This window comes from Gracilibacillus salitolerans, assembly GCF_009650095.1.
GTDB lineage: Bacteria > Bacillota > Bacilli > Bacillales > Amphibacillaceae > Gracilibacillus > Gracilibacillus salitolerans.
Window position 1 is genome coordinate 48,598 of sequence record NZ_CP045915.1, and the last position, 26,122, is coordinate 74,719.

The following is a 26,122-nucleotide window of genomic DNA, read 5'->3' on the forward strand; positions in this document are numbered from 1 at the left end:
TAAAGCTAGGACTAAATTTTTAGTCCTAGCTTTTAGTTTGGGAACTATGCCTCTAAATCTCCTTGTGGACCGAAGAATTCATAATGAATATCCTCCGCATCGACTTGCCAATCCTTTAGTGCTTTATAGATCGCCTTCATAAATGGTTCAGGACCACAGAAGTAGAAAGATGCTTCATTCGTTGGTAAAACAGACTGTAACCAGGCAAAGTCAACAAAGCCTGTCTTATCACAAGTATCAGCATCTTCTGGCTTTTCATAAATGGTGAAAGTATGAACATGGTCATTTTGATCCGCAATTTGCTTCATAATATCCTTTAAACCATGTACTCTTTCATTTTGAGCTGCATGGATGTAATAAACTTCTCGATTAGGCTGTTGTGTTACTACTGTTTCTAACATGCTTGTTAATGGTGTTAAACCAACACCACCACTGATTAATACTAATGGCTTTCTCTCCTGATTTAGCACAAAATCTCCTGCTGGTGCACTAAGTTCTATCACATCCCCTTCCTGAATTGACTCATGGAGATAGGTAGATACTACTCCATCAGGGCCATCACCAATACCATCTTCCCTTTTTACACTAATACGAAAAAATTCCTTATTTGGTTTGCAGGACAAACTGTATTGACGCTGACAGGTGTATGGAATCGATGGATTATCGACTTTTACGGTTACATATTGGCCAGCCTCAAAATCCGGTAGAAGACCATTATCTGCTGGCTTTAAATAGAAAGAGGTGATCACATCACTTTCCTTCACCTTTTGAATGATACGAAAGTCACGATAACCAACCCAGCCACCAGGCTTCTGTTCGGTTTCCTCGTACATTTCTCTTTCAACTTGAATAAAAGCATCGGCAATAATACCATATGCTTTCGCCCAAGCTGTAATAATTTCATCTGTTGCTGCTTCTTTCAAGACATCTTTCATCGCTTTTAATAGATTTTCACCAACAATTGGATAATGTTCTGGTTTAATATTCAAACTTCGGTGTTTATGGGCTATTTGATTGACAAAGGGTAAAATGTTTTCTAACTGATCAATATGTGCTGCTGCTGCGTATACTGCGTTTGCCAGTGCTTGAGGTTGTTTTCCTTTTCTTTGGTTTGTTTGGTTAAAAATATTTTTCAATTCGGGATGGTTGATAAAAAGTAATTGATAAAACCTTGAAGTGATGGCTGTACCGTGTTCAGCCAATACGGGTACAGTTGCTTTCACTGTTTCAATAGTTTTTGCATCAAGCGCTTGAGTCGATTTGGTCATAACACTAACACTCCTCGTGTACAAAATTTTTAAGCCCCCAATTTGGACTTAGTTTTACTCATTTGACCGACAATAAAACTCAAAACATCAAAACATGTATTTTAAATACATGTTTAATTATATAAAAAGTTTAGAAACTGTTTCAATAGCTTATTGGCTAAATATATGACAATTCTGTTAAGTGGGAGATAGCGATTTTGATTATTTTCGGGTAAAATGAAGATAGAGAAAGGGAGTATACCATGCGTTTAAAAAAATATACGGACTTTGCATTGCGGGTTTTAATTTATACTGGAACGAGTGAACGAAAAGTAAGCATAAAGGAAATATCGGAGACTTTTTATATATCTACTGAGCATATCCGTAAAGTGGTTCACCAATTAAGTGTGAAAGGATATATCAATACAACGCGGGGACGAAATGGCGGGATTTTGTTAATGAAGGATCCGAGCGAGATAAATATAGGTGAAGTCATTCGTTTAATGGAAAATGACTTTTATTTAGTGGAATGTTTTGATGGGGAGAATAATCAGTGTGTGATTACTCCTGCCTGTAAATTACGATCAGTAGTCGGAGAAGCGATGCGAGCATTTTTTGAAGTGTTAAATCAATACACATTAGCAGATTTGATTGAGAATAAAGATGATTTGCGAGCACTGATGGATATAAAAGAGGAGCAATCATAAATGGATTACTCCTCTTTCCCGTTAAAAATTATCCTCTTTTTTGTATGGTAAATTGATCTTCAAGTAATAGCCAATTTTGCGGGAAGGCTAACCCCAATTTCCAATAACTGATCCCTCGTAAATTTTTTTCTTTTATAAGATCAAATTTAGCTTGAATCGAGCGGGCATCCTCGAACCAGACTTCATGCTCTTCTCCGTTTTGATCATAATAGTTGAAATAAGGAGCTTGTGCTTCTTCATCATACAGGATTGCCTGATTGTTTTCTCTTGCTAATTGGATTGCTTGCTGTGGACTAACAGCTTGTGCAAATTCTCCACCAGGTTCATAGGGAAGAGTCCAGTCATAACCATATAAATTCTGGCCTAATAAAATTTTCTCAGGTGGCATTTCCGTTAAGGCATAATTAACCACGTCCCGGACAGGGCCAATCGGTGAAACGGCCATTGGAGGACCACCACTATAGCCCCATTCGTAGGTCATTAATACAACAAAATCAACAATTTCTCCGTGCGCCCCATAATCATGAGCCTCATACCATGCTCCTTGTTGTTCAGCACTTGTCTTAGGTGCAAGAGCAGTAGATACTAATAACCCTTCTTGGTGTAATCGAGTGGTTGCCTTTTCTAAAAAGCTGCGATAGTCCTCACGATTCTCAGGCGGCAGAAATTCAAAATCAAAGTGAACATCTCCATATCCAATTTCCTGAGCAGTTTGGATAATTTGATCGAGCATATTATTTTGGACCGTTTCATTGGTTAATATAGCTCTTCCTAACTCCGCACTGAAGGAACCTTCCTCAAGATTAGTTATGACAAGCATAAGTGTAGCATTTTGTTCATTTGCAATGGCTGCAAATTGATTCAATGGAGGAGCAGTTAAGTTACCTTGCCGGTCTACCTGATAGGAAAAGGGAGCTAAATAGGTTAAGTTATTTGCGTGTTTTCTTGCCGCATTTTCCAATGTTTCCGATACCGTCCCTCCAGTAGGCTCAACATATGCATTGACTTCCGTCGTAGTTTTAGCCGGTTCTGGTATATATAATGTCATCCCGACAGAAAGTGGCTGATACATATTAATTTGATTGATACTAGCAAGTTCAGCAGCAGAAATGCCAAATCTTTGACCAATCGTATATAAGCTATCTCCCGGTCTGACGACATAAAACCTTCCATAAATCGGAATAACAAGTGCTTGACCAACAACGAGAGGTAATTCAGGATCTATTTCATTTGCATTTGCAATCGATTCATAGGAGGTTCCAAATTGATTGGCGATCTGATATAAACTATCCCCCTGTTTCACCACGTAAATCTGCACGAAAAGTTCTCCTTTCTAATAAAAAAGATGTTCTCTTTTTACTTTATGATAAAAAAGGAGAAATAGAACATAGAGCCCTAGATTATTCAGATTGGCTTGGTTTCGGCATTAAATACTTCTGCCATTAGTTTAATTGCTTCTTGGTTATGTCTTTCGGTATTCGATGCAATACAATTTTCCGGAACATGTAGTGTATAACCACGCATGTGGGCATCATTGGCAGTAAAAAGGACACATATATTCCCTGCAACGCCAGCGATTATCAGGTGTTCGATTTCTAACTGTTCTAATAAAGAACGTAATGGCGTACGAAAAAAGCCTGACATTTGCGGTTTCATAATAAAGTAATCTTCTTTGTTGGGCATTCCTTGTTCGATGATGTCTTCATTTTTAGAAGATAAACATGCCTGGGCAATTTGTTTGAAATCTGTTTCCCACGTATCGTAATGGTCATTAACATAAATGATAGGAAAATTATGTTCTTTAGCATATTGCTTTAACTTCTTAATGTTCGGTAAAAGCTTTCTTGTATTGTCTAAAAGTAAATTCCCTTCGTGAAATGTAAAGTCATTGATTAAATCAATGATTAATACAGCTGTTTTTTTCATGTTCTCACCTCATTATTCTTCTGTTGACAAGATACCCTATATATTTTAAAATCATGCATCTGTTACTTGAATTTCTGTTGCTTTTTCTGCAATATAGTAATAAATATAAAAAGTGTGGGATGATAATGACGGATCAGGATTATATGTTAATGGCACTTGAGGAAGCGAAGAAAGCAGAAGTATTAGGAGAAGTACCGATTGGTGCTGTAATCGTCTATCAAGAGGAAGTGATTGCCACAGCCTTTAATCTACGTGAAAAATTGCAAACGACAAATTCACATGCGGAGATGCTGGCAATCGATAAAGCAAATGAAGTACTGGGAAGTTGGAGATTAGAAGCGTGCACATTATATGTGACTCTAGAACCATGCCCGATGTGTGCAGGTGCGATTTTGCAATCCAGAATCCCTCGTGTTGTATATGGAGCAAAAGATGGCAAAGCTGGTTGCGCCGGGTCGCTACTCAATTTATTAGAAGATGATCGCTTTAATCATCAAGTAGAGGTAGTAGCAGGTGTAATGGAGGAGGAATCCAGTCAATTGTTATCAGACTTCTTTAAAGCATTGCGTCAGAAAAGGAAAGAAGAGAAGATATTAAATGACAGCAAAAATACAATGGATCCATCCTGACTATCGAAAAAAAGCAATAAATTGATCAATAAGGATATAAAATGTTTTTTGTAGCCGATATTTGCTACGTTTACAACTTTCTATTAGATTAAATAATAAGTTAAAAGATTCCGTTAAAGGTTCTATCAGCCGGCACTGTACAGCATGGAATTTGGATTTAGAAGTTAGAGGCGTATTTGAGCGGAGCCCACTATGAGTGTGAATAAAAAATAAAAGCAAAAATTGGATACTAATTTCAATTGCATTTTCCATGAAAAAAGGTTATACTAATATTTGCGCTTTTAACCTGAGCGCAATTGAATATATTAGCAAATTTGCCGTGCTAGGTGGGGAGGTAGCGGTGCCCTGTACTCGCAATCCGCTATAGCGGGACTGAATACCTTGCTGAGGTGCCATTACTTTAAGGTCTGCCTTAAGGGAGTAGTGTTGACACTCGGGTCCTGCGCAACAGGAACTCGTGAACCATGTCAGGTCCGGAAGGAAGCAGCATTAAGCGAATTCTCCTGTGTGCCGCAGGGAAGCCTGGGTCGAGCTATCAACTTAAGTAACGCTTTAGGTAGTGTCATCGAAGCTTGGTGCACGGCGTTAAATATAAAGATCCAACCTCTTGTATGAATACAAGAGGTTTTTGTTATATTAGGAAAGGGACAAACACTTAAATTATTACTCGTCATTCTTGCCTGGATTTGCTACAATAAAATGAGGAAGATAACGATGATTAGTAAAGGGGATCAGTTATGGGATATCAAGCATTATATCGTGTCTGGCGTCCAAAGAATTTCGAAGATGTAGTAGGACAAGTACATATTACACGTACCTTGCAAAATGCGATCATGCAAGATAAGTTTACCCATGCTTACCTTTTTTCAGGTCCCCGAGGTACGGGAAAAACAAGTGCGGCTAAAATTTTTGCCAAAGCAGTTAATTGCCAAAATGGCCCATCCTTAGAGCCATGTAACCAATGTGATGCATGTATTGGAATTCAGGATGGCTCGATTTCAGACGTGGTAGAAATTGATGCAGCTTCTAATAATGGTGTTGAACAAATCCGAGATATTCGTGACAAAGTAAAATATGCACCAAGTGCGGTGACGTATAAAGTATATATTATTGATGAAGTTCATATGTTATCAATTGGTGCGTTTAATGCATTGTTAAAAACTTTAGAAGAGCCGCCTAAACATGTTATTTTTGTATTAGCAACAACGGAACCACACAAAATCCCGTTAACGATTATCTCAAGGTGTCAACGATTCGATTTTAAACGAATCGCCCAATCGGCCATGGTTGATCGAATGAAGAAGATTATCGGAACTGAGGAAATCGCTGTGACCGATGAGGCTTTAGAGGCGGTTGCGCTATCCGCAGAAGGTGGGATGCGTGATGCGTTAAGTTTATTAGATCAAGCTATTTCTTATAGTGAAGATCAAGTAACGATTGAAGATGTGCTCGCTGTAACTGGCTCCGTTTCACAAGCTAAACTGGCAAAAGTAGTCAATACAATGCATACAAATGAAGTAAAAGCAACGTTACTGGAGATTGATGGGATGATCCAGGAAGGAAAGGAGCCTGGTCGTTTTGTATTTGATCTTATATACTATTTACGTGATGTATTGCTATATCAGACGGCTCCATCTCTTGAAAATGTGCTGGAGCGGGCTATTGTGGACGATGCCTTTAAAGAATTAGCAGAAAAGTTGGATTCAGAATGGATTCAACTGGCGATCAAAGAACTGAATCAATGCCAGCAGGAAATCAAGTGGACCAATAGTCCGAAGGTTTTTATCGAAGTGGCGGTATTAAAAATTTGTAATCAAGAACCTGATATAAAAGCAGATGTTGCTTCAACAACTGCTATAGAGCAATTAAACGATAAAATTCGAAAGTTAGAACAGCAACTGATGAACATGGAGAAACAGCCAAGTCAAGATACACAAACAGAGAAACAACAGCCTGCACCAAAACGAAGTGCATCAACGAATCGCAACAGCTATAAAGTACCTTATGACCGGATCAGGCACGTTCTAAATGACGCTTCTAAAGCCGCGATCCAAAAAGTTAAATCACAGTGGCCTACTTTTATGGATGCTTTAAAGAAACAAAGTGCCCCAGCACATGCAACAATTCAAAATAGTAAGCCAAGTGCGGCATCTGAAGATATCATTATCATTGCATTTCGATATGAAATTCACTGTTCACTTGCATTAGAGCATAAACAAACGATAGAATTAATGTTATCCGAGACTATCGGGCAGAATGTAACTTTTATTCCGATACCAGAAGCTGATTGGACTAGTTTACGTGAAGAATATGTTCGTAAACAGAAACAACAAGAGGATGGTGAGGATGAACCGGATAACTCTTCATCTCAAGAAGAAGTAGATCCAGTGGTAGATGCTGCCAGGGAGTTAGTCGGTGATGATTTATTAGAAATACATGATTAAAAAATAGATTTTAATTAGGAGGTTTTTTCATGCGTGGTGGAGGAAACATGAATAAAATGATGAAACAAATGCAGAAAATGCAAAAGGATATGATGAAAGCTCAAGATGAGTTACAGGAAATGACGTTTGAAGCTACTGCTGGTGGTGGAATGGTAAAAGTAGTGGCGAATGGTAAGAAGGAAATTACGGATATTGAAATCAATGAAGAAGTAGTAGATCCAGATGATATCGAAATGTTACAAGACCTTATTTTAGCAGCTACAAACGAAGTACTTAAAGAAGTAGAAGATAAAACGAATGATACGATGGGCAAATTTACTAAAGGCTTAAATTTACCTGGAGGCATGTTCTAGGAGGGTTCTCATGTATTATCCCGAACCGATATCAAAGCTGATTGATAGCTTTACCAAACTGCCAGGAATCGGTCCCAAAACTGCCGTTCGCCTGGCTTTTTTTGTTTTAAATATGAAAGAAGATGATGTGTTGGACTTTGCGAAAGCACTGGCCAACGCAAAACGTGAACTGACACATTGCAGTACATGCGGACATATTACTGATCAGGACCCATGTGCCATCTGCCAGGATGATATGCGTGATCAATCCTTAATATGTGTTGTGCAAGATCCAAAAGACGTTATTGCAATGGAAAAAATGAAAGAATTCAATGGTAAGTATCATGTCTTACATGGTGCAATATCTCCGATGGACGGGATTGGTCCGGAAGATATTAATGTACCATCATTGATTAACCGTTTAAAAGATGAAGGAATAAAAGAATTAATTTTAGCAACAAATCCCAATATTGAAGGGGAAGCAACTGCGATGTATATCTCAAGATTGGTGAAGCCTTCAGGAATAAAAACTACACGAATTGCTCATGGTCTGCCAATGGGAGGAGATTTAGAGTATGCCGATGAGGTAACGCTCTCCAAAGCATTAGAAGGCAGAAGAGAAGTGTAATAGTAGGTGAAGAATATGTTTCGTTCCAAAAAAGTAAAAAAAGCAGAACTAGATCAAGAATTGTTAGATAAAATATTTCAATTAAAGAAGGAATGGAACTATTTAGAGGATATTTTGAATCGAAGCATTGAGCCGAGTGAATTTGGCCAATTTGATCTAGCAATTGCAAAAGCAAAGTATTTTTATTTGCTAAGAGAAGCTAAAGAGCGAAAATTATCTGCTATTAAATAGTTTTTCCTTCTATTTCTTGTTTTCTTTTCATATAAATAGAGTAATATTTTATATGTTAAAGGGGACAAGTATATGAATTGGTGGATTGTAGCAGGAATAGTAGTATTAATCGTTATTTTGCTCACGAAAGGAATACCAGTGAATTTCGTTAAAGGCAGTGGGCAAGTTGTGATGAAAGTTACAGTGGGTGTTTTATTTCTGTTTTTCTTTAACTTGTTTGGTGCATCTTTTGGGTTGCATATACCCATCAATGTATTTACAGCGATTATCGTAGGGATGTTAGGCATTCCAGGTATCGCTTGTTTGACTGCAATCAGTGTTTTTGTAATTTAATAATTTCATTTTTAGAAATGACTCTTCTATAAAGGAAGGGTCATTTTTTTTGTCCAAAAAGAAAATCAAGATAACTAGTTCGCGGTTTTTACCTATTTCGAATGGGATAAAACAGAATAGGAAAAAACGTGTTTTATACATAAAAAATAATAAATTTTATTACGTATATCTATGGTTAAAGTTAATACACTAAGTTTTAGGTTTTAGGAGTAGTCATAATAATAAAGGGAGGTAATAAGGTTTATGAAAATGCTACAAAAATCAGCATATGATCTGACCTTTTTTGGTCAACATATAACTGTAGAACCGACTAGCAGGCGAATAAAGGTATATCAACTACCCCAAACAACATATATGAATGCTTTTATGGATCGTTTGCAAAGACTCGCAAAGGAAACTAATTGTGATAAATTAATTTTTTATGTATTACCTAACAAACAAGAGATGATGAAGTCTTATGATGCTGATTATGAAGGCATGATTCAAGGTTTTTTTAACGGTGAAACAGCTCTCATTTATGCTATCTTTCTAAATTCTGATCGCAAACAATCAGAGGATTCAGAAGCAGAAAAACAAGTGATGCAAAATATCAAAGAACGAATGAAAGAGGGTTTAACGTTTGATTTATCAGAAGGATATTCGATGAGATGGGCAGAGAAAAAAGATGCTTCTCAAATGGCATTATTGTATAAAACCGTATTTAAATCTTACCCCACCCCTATGAATGATCCAGAATTTATTAAGGAAATAATGCAAAATCAGGTCTATTTCTCCATTATTGAGAAAGAGGGCTCTGTCGTTAGTGCCTGTTCAGCAGATGTATTGCCAGAATATCAATCAGCTGAACTATCTGATTGTGCCACTTATCCGAATCATCGCGGCAAACAATTGTTATCCTATCAAGTGTCTCGTTTGATACCAAGAGTTAAACAGATGGGAATCAATGTGTTATTTTCGTATTCACGTTCCGTATCAGTTGGAATGAATTTAGTGAATGTAAAACATGGATTTCAATATGGCGGAAAAATGATTCGAAATAGTAACATTGCCGGAAGCATGGAAAATATGAATATCTGGTACAAAATACTTTAATATCAAATACTCATCATAGAAGAGCAGAAAGGAAAGGATTAAACATGACATTTGAACTACCAATTCAAGATACTTCATTCAAAGTAAATGATCAACAGGATCGTAAATTGATTCAGCAAAAACAAACAGGGCCAATAAAACTCAAACATGCTAAACCTGCAAAAGGAAAGAAGATAGCTCTTATCGGTTGGAGTATACCTACAATGGAGGCAATGGATCGTATCCAGCGACCATATATCGTCGTAAGTTTGCCGGAGTTTAAGGATTACGCAGAAAAGCATGAGATTCCTTTTTATGCTTGGCAATTTGATAAGGATATCGATTACGAGCAAGTATATCAGAAAGCTGAAGATCTTTTTAAAGAATTACAGGAACTGGACGTCGATCATGCCATTCCGTTATTTGAAGAAACAGTGGAATGGGCCGGTGCGTTAAACGCATATTTTAGACAAGATCCTAAAGTTTTTCATCATTCTGTTCTGTTTCGCGATAAAGCAATGATGAAACGTAGAGCTCATATTGGTGGACTTAAGGTTGGGGTGTTTGAAGAAGCAAATGACAAAGAACAAGTTCGTCAGTTTTTCCGACGAATCAATGCTTCATTATTACGTCATCATGAAGAAGATCATGATCCAATACATGTGAAGGCTCTGAATAAAGCGGGAGCTGCTGGTCATCGAATGATTCGATCAGAAGAAGATATCGATACGAAACTTACGGATGATAATTTTCCTAGCTTGGTGGAAAGTCATTTAAAAGGAATCGAAGTATCCTGTGAAGCCTTTATCCATCAGGGGAAATTATTGTTTTTAAACATTACCGAGTATATTGTGTTTGGCTACTCGATGATGGTGCCTCCTTCACCAGAAATAGAAAAGTATCGTCCAGCCATTCGTGAAGAAGTACAAAAGTTAGTCGATGCATTTGATATATCGTACGGCATTATTCATCCTGAATTTTTTATTACTGATGATGAACAAGTATATTTTGGTGAAGTAGCATACCGGATTCCTGGAGGCCATATTTTTGATCTAATGCAGAAAACATATGATTTTAATCCATATGAAGGCCATATTCTTTGTTGCGATCCGAACACTACAGAGGAAGAAGTGAAAGATTTCTTTCCAAAGGAGGATCAAACAAATGGACATGCCGGCAGTTTCTTAGTTTATCCCAAGAAAAATACGGTACAAGGTGTGAATATTCCTGATGAGTTGGAAGAGCATCCAGGTTTTGATAAGCACACATTATTTAAGCCTATGCAAGTTAAAGTGCAAGATCAAGAGGGATATGGTAATCATTTAGGAACTGTATTTTTTCACCATGAAGATCATCAACAAGTAAAACAACCATTAACCGATTATGTCGAACATGATTTTTTTATGTAAAGGAGTGTGTTATGAATGAGTACAGAAGTAGAGACAAATCAAACGGAATCTTTTAAGCAAGCGTTGCAAGTTATGGAAGACGCAGTTCCATATGCGAAAAAAATGTATCAGTCGGATGTTTTACAGGCTGCTGCACGATTAATGGATGAAGAGGATGGAATGGAAATTCTTTATCAACATGCGGACCGGTTCGATAAGGCTGGGGTTTTCGAAGGAGGACCATGGGCAGAACCGTCGCATCTGGAACCACGACTGGTTACGGGTTCTTTAATGGATAGTGGTATGACATCGATTGTAGAAATCTTAAGTGAACTTCGTATGGTGGCTATTGCAAAAGGGAAGTACAAGCACGAGGTGGTAACTAAAGATGCCGCAAAACATTTTCTAGATGAAGTAATGGCTTTGAATGTAGACATACTATTTCCGGAAGAAACAGAAGCTGCGAGAATTGAAGGAAAACAAAAAGAAAAAAACAGAGCAGAAAAACTTTTTCAATTTTTAGCAGATAAATTATCGCTAGCATCTATTTCAGGTAAGATATTAGAGGAAATTGATGACCTTGTGGCTCAACGTCCGATTATGGTTAACCGTATTGTCAGTATGATTAAGGATGCCAAGAAGTTGTTAAAACAAACAATTGAAGAGAAAGAAAAAAGAGCAATAAAGCGTTATGTAAATGCATTGTCAGGTCCAACGAAGAAAAGTAAGAAATATCAGGATCCATGTGAATATCGAAAACAGCTAAAGGAAATGTCAGATCAGGAATTAGAAGAGGAAGCGAAAGTATTTGCCAAAAGTATGCGAGAAAAAGGACTTGTATCCAAGCATCATGTTGTCCTTGTCCGTTACTTAAACCGACACAATCAGAAGCTATTACCTACTGCTATGCAATTAAACAAAAAGGGTAAAGCCAACTTAGAGGAACATTACGACATCGTCAGTGATTTAATTACCGTAGCTATTCATTTGCCAATGCGACAGTCTCTATATGGGCTTGCGTGTATGCTGGAGAGAGGAGTATTGTCCTCGACACCCGTTATACCTGGTTTGAAAAGATTGATAGAGCTTGACCTGCAACCAGAAGTCAGAAAAGTATTGTTGAATTCGATTAATGATAATGAAGGAATTACTGCTAATGATATTATGCTTGCAGGGGTAATTAGTGTACTCGGGCAGCCACTTGGAATTGGGCAGGGGATGAATCCTACATGTCAAACTGCTCGAGGTATTAGCTTGTGGTCTTTACACGCTCCTGGTTATCTGTTGGAATTAATTCCTCGAGCAGCAAGAGATGGCGATATCGATGTGCAATTTGAAGGGCAGACTATCCATTCTAAAAATCTCCACGAAGGATTAGTGCAAGATTTACATGAAGAACTAGATCCTGTATCGCTTATTTTAGTTCCTCATCTAGATCGCATATACGGTGAGCTAGTTAGAAGGTCTGAATTTAGAGGGGATGATGTTCATAAATGGGTCAACCCAGCCTTTTATGGAGATTGGATCTCAAGGGGATTCAGTTCAACTATTGATCCAATGACTGGTTCAGTTGCAGATTATCCTGGATTCGTCCGTCTTTTTTATGCGACACATCATCCAGATTACAATAATGGATATGAGTTAATTTATCCAAACCCAGTAGGGATCTTCATTACAAATTCATTTGGGAACCTATTAGGATTACATGCCGTTTCAATACAACGTGTTGCCCGCGACTCTGATGGTAAATTTCGTATCTATTTTTATAATCCAAATAATGATAGTGCACAGGTTTGGGGACAAGGAATTACTCCAACAGTAAAAGGACATGGAGAGTATCCTGGTGAATCTTCGTTGCCATTTCATGAATTTGTAGCTAGGCTATATGCATTTCATTATAATCCTTATGAACAAGGAGATGCATATGCCGTAGACAATCAAAATGTAGAAAAGGTAGAGCAATTAGCAAGAGAAAGCTGGGGACAGAAATATACTTGGGTGCAGCTTTAATTCCATTATTCCAAGGAGACTTTATCAACTTATCTCCTTGGAATATATTTCTTTTAAATTACCTCTTGCAAAGAGAGTCTTTAGCGTGTTATATTATTAATTGTCGCTGAAAACGACGCAACAAAAAACATCATCTTTCAACAACAACAACCAAGAAATTAAAGCAAAAAAGTTGTTGACATAAAACGAATGAGATGGTATGATATAAAAGTTGTCGCAAAAAAAGACAATCACTATTGATCTTTGAAAACTGAACAAAACAACCAGTATGATTTTAAACATGAAACAAGCTAGCTTATAGAAGCGAGCGCAAGTCAACTTTATTGAGAGTTTGATCTTGGCTCAGGACGAACGCTGGCGGCGTGCCTAATACATGCAAGTCGAGCGCGGGAAGCTTGTCTGATCCCTTCGGGGTGAAGCAAGTGGAACGAGCGGCGGACGGGTGAGTAACACGTGGGCAACCTGCCTGTAAGACTGGGATAACTCCGGGAAACCGGGGCTAATACCGGATAATACTTTTCTTCGCATGAAGGAAAGTTGAAAGATGGCCTTTGGCTATCACTTACAGATGGGCCCGCGGCGCATTAGCTAGTTGGTGAGGTAAGAGCTCACCAAGGCAACGATGCGTAGCCGACCTGAGAGGGTGATCGGCCACACTGGGACTGAGACACGGCCCAGACTCCTACGGGAGGCAGCAGTAGGGAATCTTCCGCAATGGACGAAAGTCTGACGGAGCAACGCCGCGTGAACGAAGAAGGTTTTCGGATCGTAAAGTTCTGTTGTTAGGGAAGAACAAGTACCGTTCAAATAGGGCGGTACCTTGACGGTACCTATCGAGGAAGCCCCGGCTAACTACGTGCCAGCAGCCGCGGTAATACGTAGGGGGCAAGCGTTGTCCGGAATTATTGGGCGTAAAGCGCGCGTAGGCGGTTTCTTAAGTCTGATGTGAAATCTTGCGGCTCAACCGCAAGCGGTCATTGGAAACTGGGGAACTTGAGTGCAGAAGAGGAGAGCGGAATTCCACGTGTAGCGGTGAAATGCGTAGATATGTGGAGGAACACCAGTGGCGAAGGCGGCTCTCTGGTCTGTAACTGACGCTGAGGTGCGAAAGCGTGGGGAGCGAACAGGATTAGATACCCTGGTAGTCCACGCCGTAAACGATGAGTGCTAGGTGTTAGGGGGTTTCCGCCCCTTAGTGCTGCAGTTAACGCAATAAGCACTCCGCCTGGGGAGTACGGCCGCAAGGCTGAAACTCAAAAGAATTGACGGGGGCCCGCACAAGCGGTGGAGCATGTGGTTTAATTCGAAGCAACGCGAAGAACCTTACCAGGTCTTGACATCTTCGGATGTCCCTAGAGATAGGGAGTTCCCTTCGGGGACCGAATGACAGGTGGTGCATGGTTGTCGTCAGCTCGTGTCGTGAGATGTTGGGTTAAGTCCCGCAACGAGCGCAACCCTTGATCTTAGTTGCCAGCATTAAGTTGGGCACTCTAAGGTGACTGCCGGTGACAAACCGGAGGAAGGTGGGGATGACGTCAAATCATCATGCCCCTTATGACCTGGGCTACACACGTGCTACAATGGATGGAACAAAGGGCAGCGAAGCGGCAACGCATTAGCAAATCCCATAAATCCATTCTCAGTTCGGATTGCAGGCTGCAACTCGCCTGTATGAAGCCGGAATCGCTAGTAATCGTGGATCAGCATGCCACGGTGAATACGTTCCCGGGCCTTGTACACACCGCCCGTCACACCACGAGAGTTGGCAACACCCGAAGTCGGTGGGGTAACCTTTGGAGCCAGCCGCCGAAGGTGGGGCCAATGATTGGGGTGAAGTCGTAACAAGGTAGCCGTATCGGAAGGTGCGGCTGGATCACCTCCTTTCTAAGGATTAAAGGAACACCTTTTTGCAAGGTGCAAAAAAACATACTGCGTTGTTTGGTTCAGTTTTGAGAGATCAATTCTCTCTCTATTATGTACCTTGAAAACTAGATAAGAGTATGACAAGACATCAAACAAAAACCAACGACTTTTTCATGCGTTAAGCATAGTAAGTATAGTTAAGTGAAGAAGGGCGCACGGTGGATGCCTTGGCACTAGGAGCCGAAGAAGGACGGGACAAACACCGATATGTCTCGGGGAGCCGTACGTAGGCATTGATCCGAGAATTTCCGAATGGGGAAACCCTCTACTCGTCATGGAGTAGAACGTACATCTGAATTCATAGGATGTACGAGGCAGACCCGGGGAACTGAAACATCTCAGTACCCGGAGGAAGAGAAAGCAAACGCGATTTCCCGAGTAGCGGCGAGCGAAACGGAATTAGCCCAAACCAAAAAGCTTGCTTTTTGGGGTTGTAGGACACTCCATTGGAGTTATCAAGAAACACATTAGACGAAGCGGTCTGGAACGACCCGCGACAGAAGGTAAGAGCCCTGTAGTCGAAAGTGTGTTTCCTCCGGAGTGGATCCTGAGTACGGCGGAACACGTGAAATTCCGTCGGAATCCGGGAGGACCATCTCCCAAGGCTAAATACTACCTAGTGACCGATAGTGAACCAGTACCGTGAGGGAAAGGTGAAAAGCACCCCGGAAGGGGAGTGAAAGAGATCCTGAAACCGTGTGCCTACAAGTAGTCGAAGCCCTTTCATGGGTGACGGCGTACCTTTTGTAGAATGGACCGGCGAGTTACGATCCCCTGCAAGGTTAAGTGGAAGACACGGAGCCGCAGCGAAAGCGAGTCTGAATAGGGCGATATAGTAGGTGGTCGTAGACCCGAAACCGTGTGATCTACCCATGTCCAGGGTGAAGGTCAGGTAACACTGACTGGAGGCCCGAACCCACGTATGTTGAAAAATGCGGGGATGAGGTGTGGGTAGGGGTGAAATGCCAATCGAACACGGAGATAGCTGGTTCTCTCCGAAATAGCTTTAGGGCTAGCCTCAAGGGATGTATGTTGGAGGTAGAGCACTGATTGGACTAGGGGCCCTCACCGGGTTACCGAATTCAGTCAAACTCCGAATGCCAATCATATTACCTTGGGAGTCAGACTATGGGTGATAAGGTTCATAGTCGAAAGGAAACAGCCCAGACCGTCAGCTAAGGTCCCCAAGTATACGTTAAGTGGAAAAGGATGTGGCGTTGCTTAGACAACCAGGATGTTGGCTTAGAAGCAGCCATCATTTAAAGAGTGCGTAATAGCTCACTGGTCGAGTGACGCTGCGCCGAAAATATACCGGGGCTAAACGTATCACCGAAGCTACGGATTGTTCTTCGAACAATGGTAGGAGAGCGTTCTAAGTGCAGTGAAGTCAGACCGTGAGGACTGGTGGAGCGCTTAGAAGTGAGAATGCCGGTATGAGTAGCGAAAAGAAGTGAGAATCTTCTTCACCGAATGCCTAAGGTTTCCTGAGGAAGGCTCGTCCGCTCAGGGTTAGTCGGGGCCTAAGCCGAGGCCGAAAGGCGTAGGCGATGGACAACAGGTTGATATTCCTGTACCACCCAATTCCGTTTGAGTGATGGGGGGACGCAGAAGGATAAGGAATGCGCACCATTGGATGTGTGCGTCGAAGCAGTAAGAGCGTCAGATAGGCAAATCCGTCTGGCAAGCTTGAGCTGTGATCGGGAGGGAAATAGAGTACCGAAGTTCCGGATTTCACGCTGCCAAGAAAAGCCTCTAGCAAGGAAAAGGGTGCCCGTACCGCAAACCGACACAGGTAGGCGAGGAGAGAATCCTAAGGTGATCGGGAGAACTCTCGTTAAGGAACTCGGCAAAATGACCCCGTAACTTCGGGAGAAGGGGTGCTCCTTTAAGGAGGAGCCGCAGTGAAAAGGCCCAAGCGACTGTTTAGCAAAAACACAGGTCTCTGCGAAGCCGAAAGGCGAAGTATAGGGGCTGACACCTGCCCGGTGCTGGAAGGTTAAGGGGATGCGTTAGCATTAGCGAAGCGTTGAACCGAAGCCCCAGTAAACGGCGGCCGTAACTATAACGGTCCTAAGGTAGCGAAATTCCTTGTCGGGTAAGTTCCGACCCGCACGAAAGGTGCAACGACTTGGGCACTGTCTCAACGAGAGACCCGGTGAAATTATACTATGCGTGAAGATGCGCATTACCCGCGACAGGACGGAAAGACCCCGTGGAGCTTTACTGTAGCCTGATATTGAATGTTGGTACAGCTTGTACAGGATAGGTGGGAGCCTGAGAAACGTGAGCGCTAGCTTACGTGGAGGCGCCGGTGGGATACCACCCTGGCTGTATTGACCTTCTAACCCAGAACCGTGATCCGGTTCGGAGACAGTGTCAGGTGGGCAGTTTGACTGGGGCGGTCGCCTCCTAAAATGTAACGGAGGCGCCCAAAGGTTCCCTCAGAATGGTTGGAAATCATTCGTAGAGTGTAAAGGCAGAAGGGAGCTTGACTGCGAGACCTACAAGTCGAGCAGGGACGAAAGTCGGGCTTAGTGATCCGGCGGTACCGAATGGAAGGGCCGTCGCTCAACGGATAAAAGCTACCCCGGGGATAACAGGCTTATCTCCCCCAAGAGTCCACATCGACGGGGAGGTTTGGCACCTCGATGTCGGCTCATCGCATCCTGGGGCTGTAGTCGGTCCCAAGGGTTGGGCTGTTCGCCCATTAAAGCGGTACGCGAGCTGGGTTCAGAACGTCGTGAGACAGTTCGGTCCCTATCCGTCGTGGGCGTTGGAAGTTTGAGAGGAGCTGTCCTTAGTACGAGAGGACCGGGATGGACACACCGCTGGTGCACCAGTTGTTCCGCCAGGAGCATCGCTGGGTAGCTACGTGTGGAAGGGATAAGTGCTGAAAGCATCTAAGCATGAAGCCCCCCTCAAGATGAGACTTCCCATCTATTCGATAGAGTAAGATCCCTCAGAGACGATGAGGTAGATAGGTTCGAGGTGGAAGCATGGTGACATGTGCAGCTGACGAATACTAATCGATCGAGGACTTAACTATACATTTTGTTTGATCTTGTTCCATCACTCTTATCTAGTTTTTAGGGTATATCCCTTATACATCATCATACAGAGTCTGGTAGCGATAGCGGAGAGGTCACACCTGTTCCCATGCCGAACACAGTAGTTAAGCTCTCCAGCGCCCATGGTAGTTGGGGCTCGCGCCCCTGCAAGAGTAGGACGTTGCCAGGCAAAATTGATAAAACTTCTTAGTCATAAAACTAAGAAGTTTTTTTGTTGGTAAAAGGAATTCAAGTAAGTGTCAAGACGCTTAGCATCTAACAGAAAACAAGTTAGGTGAAGGCATGAAGAATATGTATGTATTTAAAACCTAAAAGAAGTCAAAGGATTAAATAGATAAAATAGTTTCTTCAAATTCTGATTCAGTTACAGCAAGTACTTCTAATGTGTTAGACACCCCAATCCAATTATCAGATGAAGCATCTGAATAACACTTCCCGAACAACTTTGCTTGTTTTTCCTTTAGAGATGACAAAAAATCATTTTGCCCTTTAAAGAAGTATGAAAAGTCAATGGCTCTTCTTGAACCTAAGGGGAAAGCAAAATGTTTTAAATGTCCTTTCTCTTCATCAGTAATGTTAGATTTTCTGATTTGCTCTGCTTTGAATTTAATTGCATGACTGCCAAAATTAGTTTGGTTTCGCTGTTCTTTATACGCTTCTTTATATAACTGGATGGATTTGTTATATACATCTTCCTCTGAGGTTTTTTCTATTCTTTTTGGTGATTTCCAATATCGATATGCCCCTTTACTCCAAGTTATACTTTCAGCTTTCCATGCTTTTTCTAGGTTACCTAATGATAGCCACACAAAAGGGTATCCTGCTGGGTCGTGTAATAAAATATCATCGTTACTTATCTCCAATGCAATAACATAATGATCACATCCTCCTAAAAACTGATGATTTGGTAGATAGTTTAAATAACCCATATCAACAGGTCCTAACATAACTGGTGATGTTTTAAGTTCATTTTTCAACTCTTCTATTGGCATACCTTTATCACTGAATTGCACTTTTTCAACCACACTAAAGCCTAAATTATGAAAAGCAAGGTTTATTCCTTTATCTGGACTACTTAATCCGTTATCAAAAAATAGCATTCTATTTCTTTCTAATGAAGCACCTAACGAAAATCCTGTTGTAACTTCGACAATAGAGGGTGTAATGTTTTCTCCAATTGTAGATAATAACATGGAAACCGAATTAGAATAACAATAAGCACCGTTCCCCCAATAATAAGTCATTATATTCCCTCCTAAATTAATATTTTATTTAATTATACAGAACAAATGTTCTCGTTACAAGCGGAAAATAGTTATTCAAAAGGTATATGGTTTTTCCTAAAAATTAGTATATAATAGGTGAAAAGGTATGGAGGGGTTTTATGGATTTTTGGTCTTCAGCTTTGTATGATGAAAGGCATAGGTTTGTATCAGACTTAGGTGAAGGTGTGATGAATTTACTTTCTCCAAAGGAAGGGGAACGGATACTTGATGTAGGGTGTGGCACTGGTGATCTTGCAAATGAAATGGACAAAATGGGTGCTAATATTACAGGAGTAGATCGTTCAGCTAATATGATACAAGAAGCTCAAAATAAGTATCCAAACCTTCATTTTCAAACAATGGATGTATATAATATGGAATTTCACAATGAATTTGATGCTGTTTTTTCTAACGCTACATTGCACTGGGTGACAAAACCAAAGCAGGCATTAGAAAGGTTATATGAAAGCTTGCATTCTGGTGGAAGGTTAGTAGCCGAGTTTGGTGGTAAAGATAATGTGCTAAATATAAGACAGGGGATGCAAGATTCCTATCGTAAATTGTTTCCAACAAATGAACCATTAGAGGAACCATGGTATTTCCCCAGTATGGGAGAATACACTTCACTGATGGAGGAAGTTGGATTTACAGTTAGTTATGCAAGATATTTTACTAGGCCAACTCCGTTAGATGGGGAAGACGGATTGAAAAATTGGATCCTTATGTTTACTGCAGGTATGTTAGCCCAATTGAATGATACTGAAAAGGAACAATTAGTAAAGCATGTTGGACAGGTATTAAAACCAGCGTTGTACAGAGATCAACAATGGCTTGCAGATTACTGTCGAATTCAAGTGATTGGATATAAGAAATAGAAATGTTTCACGTGAAAAAACGATAAAATTGTCGAAGTGAAAAAATCTAGTATTCTTTGTATATAATCTACTAGATTGGCCATACTAACTAATGGAGGTGTGGCATATGGGGAAAAATGTTCATGCACATATTTGTGGTATATGTGACCAAACAAAGGATGAAGGTATTTTTTTATATCAACTTTATATTTGTGAAGACTGTGAGAGCAAAATTATTTCCACCAGTCCAAAGGATGAAAATTATCAATTTTATGTAGAGAGATTACGTGCTATCAATCAATCCTTTTATACTATATAATGGAGTCACTATTAGTGATTCCATTTATTTTTTTGTTTGTTGTAAGAGAATTAGTGCTGAAAATTTGGAAATTCAAATCAGCAATGAAGTCATTATTTATTAAAGAGAGGCCATAGAATGGATAATAAGCAAAGGAAAATACCACTCTATCAAAAGGTAAAAGATTTTAAAGATAACAAACCTATATCACTGCACGTTCCTGGTCATAAAAATGGGGAAATATTTGTTTCAGAGGCAAAGGGGTATTTTCAACCTTTTTTGCAGATGGATCTAACAGAATTGAATGGACTAGATGATTTACATGCTCCAGAAGGTGTCATTCAAGAAGCACAAGAATTAGCTGCTGCCTGGTTTCAATCCAATTATACCTATTTTCTAGTGAATGGCAGTACTGTAGGAAATTTAGCAATGATATTAGCAACATGTGATCCAGGTGACCAAGTACTCGTGCAACGGAATTGCCATAAATCAATTTTACATGGGATGGAGTTAGCAGGAGTTCAACCAATATTCTTACCTCCTGCATATGACAAAACTAAGCAGAGATATACAGGACCTACTGTAGTAACGATAAAAAAGGCTATAGATACATATCCAACAGCGAAAGCAGTTATCCTTACTTATCCGGATTATTTCGGAAACACCTTTCCATTAAACGAGATCATCAATATGGCTCATTCGCGTAACATAACTGTTCTGGTCGATGAAGCGCATGGCTGTCATTTTTCATTACCTTATCTATCCGTAGCATCTGCTGTAGAACTGGGGGCAGATATTGTTGTCCAATCCGCACATAAGATGACCCCTGCTTTAACAATGGCAGCTTACCTTCACGTACAAACCAGTCGAATAGATAGCCAGAAACTAAGCTATTATTTGCAAATGTTACAGTCAAGCAGTCCATCGTATCCAATCATGGCAAGTTTAGACTTAGCTCGATATTATTTAGCTTCTTACACGCGAGAACAAAGTGAGGATCTATTTACTTATATAGAACAAATGCGTACTTGTTTTACTGATTCGGATGATTGGATATTAGAACAGAGCAATGATCCGTTAAAATTGTGTTTGCGAGTCAAAGGAAGAGTAAATAGTCAGTATGTAAAACAACTATTTGAAGAAGAAAAGCTTTTTCCAGAATTAACAACAGATAAACATATATTATTTATTTTGGGATTAGAGCCGACAATTGATCCTATCATATTAACAGAAAAAATAAGAAGAATTAAAGATAAATTAATTTTTTCCTCTAAGCGTGCTACAATAGAAGATAAAAACCATTACTTTAATGAAGATATTACGCCACTAGTATTATCATATGCAGATATGCAACATCAAAAGCAAAAGTGGTGTAGTTGGGATGAAGCAGCGGGTAAAATTGCTGCAGAGGCAATTATTCCATATCCACCGGGAATCCCCTTGATTGCAAAAGGTGAGGAAATCAGAGAAATAACAGTAAGAAAGATACAAGATTTATTTGCACAAAAAATGAGTTTTCAACCAAATAATCGAAGAAATGGTTTATATATTTATGATGTAACAGAAGGAGAATGAACGTGTTTATTACATTTGAAGGTGGCGAAGGTGCTGGTAAAACAACTATCATCAATCGTCTGGCACAACGCTTAACAGAAGACGGATATCAAGTAATCAATACAAGGGAGCCGGGTGGTATCCCCATTGCAGAAAGAATTCGTGACATCATTTTAGATACAAAAAATACGATGATGGATGCACGAACAGAGGCGCTATTATATGCTGCTGCACGAAGGCAACATTTAGTGGAGAAAGTAGAACCTGCACTTAGAGAAGGTAAAATAGTACTCTGTGATCGTTTTGTAGATAGCAGCCTTGCTTATCAAGGTGCAGCTCGAGGCCTTGGTGTAGAGGAAGTTTTTCAAATAAATCAATTTGCGATTGCAGGCCAAATGCCAGATCTCACCTTGTTTTTTGATATACAACCTGAAGAAGGATTAAAGCGAATTAATAAAAATGCAGAAAGGGAACAAAATAGGTTAGATTTAGAATCATTAACTTTCCATCAACAGGTTTATGAAGCATATCAACAATTACTTGCAAAATTTCCTGACCGTATCGAGAGAATCGACGCAAATTTTGGTATAATAGAAGTAGAAGAACAATCATATAAAAAGATAAAAGCATATTTGTCACGGTGAACAATCGTCCATGAGTCCCCATATCAATAATTAAAAGAATCAAAGAAGTATAAGTGGTGGATAGCGGACGGTAGTACCTAGTAAGACTCACTTTATAATAAGGTGAAATACAAAAGGAGGCAGCAATTGTGAAATTAATTATGGCGGTTGTGCAGGATAAGGATAGTAATCGTTTGGTTGATGCGCTTGGAGAAAAACAATTTAAAACGACGAAATTATCATCTACTGGCGGGTTCCTAAAGGAAGGCAATACGACACTAATGATTGGCTGTGAGGATGAACATGTTGATGATGCACTAAATATAATCCGTGATAATTGTAGCCAACGGGAGCAATTGGTTTCACCTGTTTCTCCGATGGGCGGGAATGCAGATTCCTATATTCCACGACCAGTCAATGTAGAAGTTGGCGGAGCAACAGTGTTTGTTGTACCTGTCGAATCATTTCATCAATTTTAAAAGGTAGGTTTCACCATTTATGAAAATTAGTCAAGAAATGCGCACACAACTCGATGCATTGAACAAAAAGGATCAACAATCAAGGCCACCTTCACAGCGGTTTGATACAATGGTAAGACAGCAATCGACTCAATTAAAACAAGCCGAACTACAAAAGTTAATGAGTGAATTGACTGCTCAAGGACAAAAAATTGCTCGTTTTCGTTCCTTTAAAGATCTTGCTACTTATAAAAGAATGGTCAAGCGATTTGTTAAAGAAGCAGTGGACTATGGAATGGCGTTAAAGCAGTCTCATAGCTTTATGTTAGATGGAGATAACCGTAGATTAACCATTGTAGAAGAAGTGGATGAAAAATTAGTAGAATTAACAGAAACGGTTATGGATCAGGAAAAAAACTCTATTCAAATCTTAGACTTAATTGGAGAAATCAAAGGGCTCCTCATTAATTTATATACGTAACCAAACAGAGGATAGATTAGCTGAGGAAACTAATCCATCCTCTTCTTTACTTCTTAATAAAATTATCAATAATAAAGAGGAAAGTAGGCTATAAAATGGACACTGTATGGGCAGACATGCTGGAAAAACAATCTGTTGTTGGTAAGATGATAATGAACAGTATCAAAAAATCAAGAATATCTCATGCCTATTTATTCCACGGTGATAAAGGTACAGGAAAGTACGAGCTTGCACTCCTTTTTGCAATGAGTATTTTTTGCAAAGAACGAACAACTATCGACCCATGCCATCAGTGTACTGACTGTCGCCGGATTAAAAGTGGGAATCACCCTGATTTACATATCATCATTCCTGATGGGGCAAGTATTAAGAAAGAACAGATCTTACATTTACAGAAGGAATTTACTTATACTGGACTGGAATCAAATAAAAAAGTATATATTATTTCACAAGCGGAAAAAATGACCGATAATGCTTCCAATCGATTATTGAAGTTTTTAGAAGAACCTAGTCAGCAAACAACCGCAATTTTATTAACAGAGAATAGTCATGCAATGTTGTCTACTATTCGCTCTAGATGCCAAATGATCGCTCTTAAACCGCTGAATCCAAAGCAATTAGAGCAAAGTTTACAAAGGGAAGGGCTAACAGAAGCAAATGCGCGTTTAATGACTCAAATAACAAATAATTTAACAGAGGCAATTGAAAAGAGCAAGGATAATTGGTTTGCACAGTCACGAAAATTAGTGGTACAATTAGTTGAAATGCTTCAACATAATTCAGACGAAGTGCCAATATTTGTGCATACGCAGTGGATGCCACATTTTAAAGAGCGTACACAGTTGCAAGAAGGCCTCGATTTATTATTATTATGGTTTAGAGATATTGTTCATTATCATCTAGACGAACCTTCGGCGATAGTGTTTGCTAATCACCATAATAAGTTAGAAGAAGCAGCTATGTATTGGTCTATGAAGCATACGACTGATAACTTACAATATATTATGGATGCTAAAAGAAAATTAGAACAAAATGTGCATCCACAGTTAGTATTGGAGCAATTAACACTTCAAATACAGAGGTGAATATTTGTGATAGAGGTTATAGGTGTCCGTTTTAAAAAAGCGGGTAAAATATATTATTTTGATCCAGAAGACTTAAAAGTCGGAACAGATGATTATGTCATTGTGGAGACTGTAAGAGGAGTAGAGTTTGGTAAGGTTGTTGTTTCGAATAAACAGGTGGATGAAGAAGATGTTGTTCTTCCCCTCAAGAAAGTAATCCGTATTGCCAATGATAAAGATAAATTGATTGTCGTGGAAAATAAGGAAATTGCAGAAGAGGCTTATCAAACATGTCAGGCAAAAATAAAAGAACATGACTTGGAAATGAATTTAGTCGATGTAGAATACACGTTTGATCGCAATAAAGTCATTTTCTATTTTACTGCTGATGGTAGAGTCGATTTTCGTAATTTAGTAAAAGATCTTGCATCTGTATTCAAAACACGTATTGAATTGCGTCAGATTGGAGTAAGAGATGAAGCTAAACTGCTAGGCGGGATTGGTCCGTGTGGTCGTATGCTTTGCTGCTCAACATTTTTGGGTGATTTTGAGCCGGTATCGATTAAAATGGCGAAAGATCAAAATCTTTCTTTGAATCCATCGAAAATTTCTGGTCTGTGTGGTCGCTTAATGTGCTGCTTGAAATATGAGAATGATGATTATGAAACAGCCAAAAAAGAATTACCGGATCTTGGTGAAGAAATAACGACAGCTTATGGTCATGGAAAGGTTGTCGGACTAAATATCCTAGAACGTCTAATACAAATCGAAATTCCAGAAAAAGAACGAATGGTTGAATATACATTAGATGAACTTATAGATGAAGGAGTTATTAATACCCAGGGCACAGAATAATGGGGTGGAAGCACTTGAAGAAAAAAGAATTATTTGAACAAGTTTCTGACATGGAAGAGCAAATTGGCCAATTATATCAACAATTAGGGGACCTAAAACAGCAGTTAGGCGAAATGCTGGAAGAAAATCACCGACTAGAAATGGAAAATCATCACCTCAGACAACGATTGGACAATGAAACCGAAAGTTCAGATCAAAATGAACAAGGCGATGATGACGCAGCAATTGGCGAAGGATACGATAACTTAGCAAGACTTTATGAAGAAGGCTTCCATATTTGTAACGTACATTTCGGAAGTCCAAGACAAGAAGGCGACTGCCTCTTCTGCCTACTCTTCTTAAACAAAACTAAATAAACCAAACCAAGGCTGGCATAATAAAGTGTCAGCCTTTGGTTTAGAATTAAAGTTAGAAATAGTGTACAAAATACATAAACTGCGAAGTAACTTTTGTGTTCCTTCCTCCCATTCTATTTGAGATGAGTGCTAGTCCGACGCTGCGGAAAAACACTCCCTTTCCGTGGGGAACGCTTCAGCCTCCTCGCGAGCAAAGAACGCTCACTGCGGGGCCTTCAGACTGTTCCTTTTCGAAGAGCAGGACGATCAAGTGTCGACGTTGGCCACAGGACGTGGCCGCTTTTAGTCGACCCACAGGAGTGTCACATTTTTCCGCAGCTTAGAGTAGTTTCCTGATCAAGTAAGAGGGAATCCATGGAATATAATTTCATGAGTTT

23 protein-coding genes, 3 rRNA genes and 1 other RNA gene are annotated in these 26,122 nt (G+C 39.8%); 23 read left to right on the plus strand and 4 right to left on the minus strand.

Translation table 11 applies throughout. The features are described 5' to 3' along the window. Positions 1-44: 44 nt before the first annotated feature. Positions 45-1,268: an NO-inducible flavohemoprotein gene (gene hmpA / locus GI584_RS00270; RefSeq protein WP_153789885.1), complete on the minus strand. Its 1,224-nt coding sequence runs from the start codon at positions 1,266-1,268 to the stop codon at positions 45-47. 242 nt (positions 1,269-1,510) lie between these two features. On the opposite strand from hmpA, the gene GI584_RS00275 reads away from it, so the two are divergent. Continuing rightward, positions 1,511-1,954, plus strand: coding sequence for an RrF2 family transcriptional regulator (locus GI584_RS00275; protein ID WP_100358365.1), 444 nt, complete (start codon positions 1,511-1,513; stop codon positions 1,952-1,954). A 28-nt stretch (positions 1,955-1,982) separates the two neighbouring features. Here GI584_RS00275 and GI584_RS00280 read toward each other — a convergent pair whose 3' ends face one another. Together GI584_RS00280 and GI584_RS00285 are read right to left on the minus strand one after the other, a co-directional pair. Continuing rightward, positions 1,983-3,272, minus strand: coding sequence for a glycoside hydrolase family 18 protein (locus tag GI584_RS00280; protein ID WP_153789886.1), 1,290 nt, complete (start codon positions 3,270-3,272; stop codon positions 1,983-1,985). Between the two features lie 86 nt (positions 3,273-3,358). Beyond that, positions 3,359-3,880 (minus strand): cysteine hydrolase family protein, encoded by a 522-nt coding sequence (locus GI584_RS00285; protein ID WP_100358363.1) that lies wholly within the window; start codon positions 3,878-3,880, stop codon positions 3,359-3,361. A gap of 125 nt (positions 3,881-4,005) precedes the next feature. Between GI584_RS00285 and tadA the strand changes: the two genes are divergently transcribed. The 13 genes from tadA (at position 4,006) to rrf (ending at position 18,106) form a co-directional block, all read left to right on the plus strand. After that, positions 4,006-4,509 carry a tRNA adenosine(34) deaminase TadA gene (gene tadA / locus GI584_RS00290; RefSeq protein WP_100358362.1) on the plus strand — a complete coding sequence of 168 codons (504 nt, stop codon included), beginning with the start codon at positions 4,006-4,008 and terminating at the stop codon, positions 4,507-4,509. 317 nt (positions 4,510-4,826) lie between these two features. Then, positions 4,827-5,092, plus strand: an RNA gene (gene ffs, locus GI584_RS00295) — signal recognition particle sRNA large type. Positions 5,093-5,246: 154 nt separating this feature from the next. Continuing rightward, positions 5,247-6,953 (plus strand): DNA polymerase III subunit gamma/tau, encoded by a 1,707-nt coding sequence (dnaX, locus tag GI584_RS00300; protein WP_153789887.1) that lies wholly within the window; start codon positions 5,247-5,249, stop codon positions 6,951-6,953. A 29-nt stretch (positions 6,954-6,982) separates the two neighbouring features. Beyond that, entirely contained in the window at positions 6,983-7,306 is a 324-nt protein-coding gene (locus tag GI584_RS00305; RefSeq protein ID WP_100358360.1) for a YbaB/EbfC family nucleoid-associated protein, read from the plus strand. A 10-nt stretch (positions 7,307-7,316) separates the two neighbouring features. After that, positions 7,317-7,913 (plus strand): recombination mediator RecR, encoded by a 597-nt coding sequence (gene recR, locus GI584_RS00310; protein WP_018933894.1) that lies wholly within the window; start codon positions 7,317-7,319, stop codon positions 7,911-7,913. Between the two features lie 15 nt (positions 7,914-7,928). Beyond that, complete coding sequence (locus GI584_RS00315) at positions 7,929-8,144, plus strand: YaaL family protein (RefSeq protein WP_100358358.1); 216 nt, start codon at positions 7,929-7,931, stop codon at positions 8,142-8,144. 72 nt (positions 8,145-8,216) lie between these two features. Then, the gene (locus GI584_RS00320; RefSeq protein WP_153789888.1) at positions 8,217-8,477 is read left to right on the plus strand and encodes a pro-sigmaK processing inhibitor BofA family protein; all 261 of its coding nucleotides are present in this window, start codon (positions 8,217-8,219) and stop codon (positions 8,475-8,477) included. A gap of 243 nt (positions 8,478-8,720) precedes the next feature. Beyond that, positions 8,721-9,569, plus strand: a complete 849-nt coding sequence (ablB, locus tag GI584_RS00325; RefSeq protein WP_153789889.1) for a putative beta-lysine N-acetyltransferase — start codon at positions 8,721-8,723, stop codon at positions 9,567-9,569. A 44-nt stretch (positions 9,570-9,613) separates the two neighbouring features. Next, positions 9,614-10,957, plus strand: coding sequence for an ATP-grasp domain-containing protein (locus GI584_RS00330; RefSeq protein ID WP_153789890.1), 1,344 nt, complete (start codon positions 9,614-9,616; stop codon positions 10,955-10,957). Between the two features lie 15 nt (positions 10,958-10,972). Then, complete coding sequence (locus GI584_RS00335) at positions 10,973-12,946, plus strand: hypothetical protein (RefSeq protein WP_153789891.1); 1,974 nt, start codon at positions 10,973-10,975, stop codon at positions 12,944-12,946. 319 nt (positions 12,947-13,265) lie between these two features. Next, positions 13,266-14,830, plus strand: a 16S ribosomal RNA gene (locus GI584_RS00340). Between the two features lie 174 nt (positions 14,831-15,004). After that, positions 15,005-17,915, plus strand: a 23S ribosomal RNA gene (locus GI584_RS00345). Between the two features lie 74 nt (positions 17,916-17,989). Next, a 5S ribosomal RNA gene (rrf, locus tag GI584_RS00350) occupies positions 17,990-18,106 on the plus strand. The 16S, 23S and 5S rRNA genes sit together here, the layout of an rRNA operon. 157 nt (positions 18,107-18,263) lie before the next feature. On the opposite strand, the gene GI584_RS00355 is transcribed toward rrf, so the two are convergent. After that, positions 18,264-19,181, minus strand: coding sequence for a cysteine peptidase family C39 domain-containing protein (locus GI584_RS00355; RefSeq protein ID WP_153789892.1), 918 nt, complete (start codon positions 19,179-19,181; stop codon positions 18,264-18,266). A 140-nt stretch (positions 19,182-19,321) separates the two neighbouring features. Between GI584_RS00355 and GI584_RS00360 the strand changes: the two genes are divergently transcribed. From GI584_RS00360 to yabA, 9 genes are all read left to right on the plus strand, one after another. After that, complete coding sequence (locus GI584_RS00360; protein WP_153789893.1) at positions 19,322-20,077, plus strand: class I SAM-dependent methyltransferase; 756 nt, start codon at positions 19,322-19,324, stop codon at positions 20,075-20,077. Positions 20,078-20,183: 106 nt separating this feature from the next. Further along, positions 20,184-20,375, plus strand: coding sequence for a sigma factor G inhibitor Gin (locus GI584_RS00365; RefSeq protein ID WP_100358351.1), 192 nt, complete (start codon positions 20,184-20,186; stop codon positions 20,373-20,375). Between the two features lie 117 nt (positions 20,376-20,492). Beyond that, positions 20,493-21,929, plus strand: coding sequence for an aminotransferase class I/II-fold pyridoxal phosphate-dependent enzyme (locus GI584_RS00370; protein ID WP_153789894.1), 1,437 nt, complete (start codon positions 20,493-20,495; stop codon positions 21,927-21,929). Next, complete coding sequence (gene tmk, locus GI584_RS00375; RefSeq protein WP_100358349.1) at positions 21,926-22,552, plus strand: dTMP kinase; 627 nt, start codon at positions 21,926-21,928, stop codon at positions 22,550-22,552. Before GI584_RS00370 ends, tmk begins: the two co-directional genes overlap by 4 nt. Before the next feature lie 128 nt (positions 22,553-22,680). Then, complete coding sequence (locus GI584_RS00380; RefSeq protein WP_100358348.1) at positions 22,681-23,010, plus strand: cyclic di-AMP receptor DarA; 330 nt, start codon at positions 22,681-22,683, stop codon at positions 23,008-23,010. 19 nt (positions 23,011-23,029) lie between these two features. Then, the gene (locus tag GI584_RS00385) at positions 23,030-23,470 is read left to right on the plus strand and encodes a YaaR family protein (protein ID WP_100358347.1); all 441 of its coding nucleotides are present in this window, start codon (positions 23,030-23,032) and stop codon (positions 23,468-23,470) included. 95 nt (positions 23,471-23,565) lie between these two features. Beyond that, positions 23,566-24,555, plus strand: a complete 990-nt coding sequence (gene holB, locus GI584_RS00390; protein ID WP_100358346.1) for a DNA polymerase III subunit delta' — start codon at positions 23,566-23,568, stop codon at positions 24,553-24,555. 6 nt (positions 24,556-24,561) lie between these two features. Then, entirely contained in the window at positions 24,562-25,389 is an 828-nt protein-coding gene (locus tag GI584_RS00395) for a PSP1 domain-containing protein (protein WP_100358345.1), read from the plus strand. A gap of 14 nt (positions 25,390-25,403) precedes the next feature. After that, entirely contained in the window at positions 25,404-25,745 is a 342-nt protein-coding gene (yabA, locus tag GI584_RS00400; RefSeq protein WP_100362376.1) for a DNA replication initiation control protein YabA, read from the plus strand. The last annotated feature ends 377 nt before the right edge of the window (positions 25,746-26,122 follow it).

What these genes read in the sequence shown, in the direction of transcription:
- hmpA (WP_153789885.1), bottom strand. Translation starts at nt 1,268, where the DNA reads ATGACCAAATCGACTCAAGCGCTTGATGCAAAAACTATTGAAACAGTG.
- GI584_RS00275 (WP_100358365.1), top strand. Translation starts at nt 1,511, where the DNA reads ATGCGTTTAAAAAAATATACGGACTTTGCATTGCGGGTTTTAATTTAT.
- GI584_RS00285 (WP_100358363.1), bottom strand. Translation starts at nt 3,880, where the DNA reads ATGAAAAAAACAGCTGTATTAATCATTGATTTAATCAATGACTTTACA.
- tadA (WP_100358362.1), top strand. Translation starts at nt 4,006, where the DNA reads ATGACGGATCAGGATTATATGTTAATGGCACTTGAGGAAGCGAAGAAA.
- dnaX (WP_153789887.1), top strand. Translation starts at nt 5,247, where the DNA reads ATGGGATATCAAGCATTATATCGTGTCTGGCGTCCAAAGAATTTCGAA.
- GI584_RS00305 (WP_100358360.1), top strand. Translation starts at nt 6,983, where the DNA reads ATGCGTGGTGGAGGAAACATGAATAAAATGATGAAACAAATGCAGAAA.
- recR (WP_018933894.1), top strand. Translation starts at nt 7,317, where the DNA reads ATGTATTATCCCGAACCGATATCAAAGCTGATTGATAGCTTTACCAAA.
- GI584_RS00315 (WP_100358358.1), top strand. Translation starts at nt 7,929, where the DNA reads ATGTTTCGTTCCAAAAAAGTAAAAAAAGCAGAACTAGATCAAGAATTG.
- GI584_RS00320 (WP_153789888.1), top strand. Translation starts at nt 8,217, where the DNA reads ATGAATTGGTGGATTGTAGCAGGAATAGTAGTATTAATCGTTATTTTG.
- ablB (WP_153789889.1), top strand. Translation starts at nt 8,721, where the DNA reads ATGAAAATGCTACAAAAATCAGCATATGATCTGACCTTTTTTGGTCAA.
- GI584_RS00330 (WP_153789890.1), top strand. Translation starts at nt 9,614, where the DNA reads ATGACATTTGAACTACCAATTCAAGATACTTCATTCAAAGTAAATGAT.
- GI584_RS00335 (WP_153789891.1), top strand. Translation starts at nt 10,973, where the DNA reads ATGAGTACAGAAGTAGAGACAAATCAAACGGAATCTTTTAAGCAAGCG.
- GI584_RS00355 (WP_153789892.1), bottom strand. Translation starts at nt 19,181, where the DNA reads ATGACTTATTATTGGGGGAACGGTGCTTATTGTTATTCTAATTCGGTT.
- GI584_RS00360 (WP_153789893.1), top strand. Translation starts at nt 19,322, where the DNA reads ATGGATTTTTGGTCTTCAGCTTTGTATGATGAAAGGCATAGGTTTGTA.
- GI584_RS00365 (WP_100358351.1), top strand. Translation starts at nt 20,184, where the DNA reads ATGGGGAAAAATGTTCATGCACATATTTGTGGTATATGTGACCAAACA.
- GI584_RS00370 (WP_153789894.1), top strand. Translation starts at nt 20,493, where the DNA reads ATGGATAATAAGCAAAGGAAAATACCACTCTATCAAAAGGTAAAAGAT.
- tmk (WP_100358349.1), top strand. Translation starts at nt 21,926, where the DNA reads ATGAACGTGTTTATTACATTTGAAGGTGGCGAAGGTGCTGGTAAAACA.
- GI584_RS00385 (WP_100358347.1), top strand. Translation starts at nt 23,030, where the DNA reads ATGAAAATTAGTCAAGAAATGCGCACACAACTCGATGCATTGAACAAA.
- holB (WP_100358346.1), top strand. Translation starts at nt 23,566, where the DNA reads ATGGACACTGTATGGGCAGACATGCTGGAAAAACAATCTGTTGTTGGT.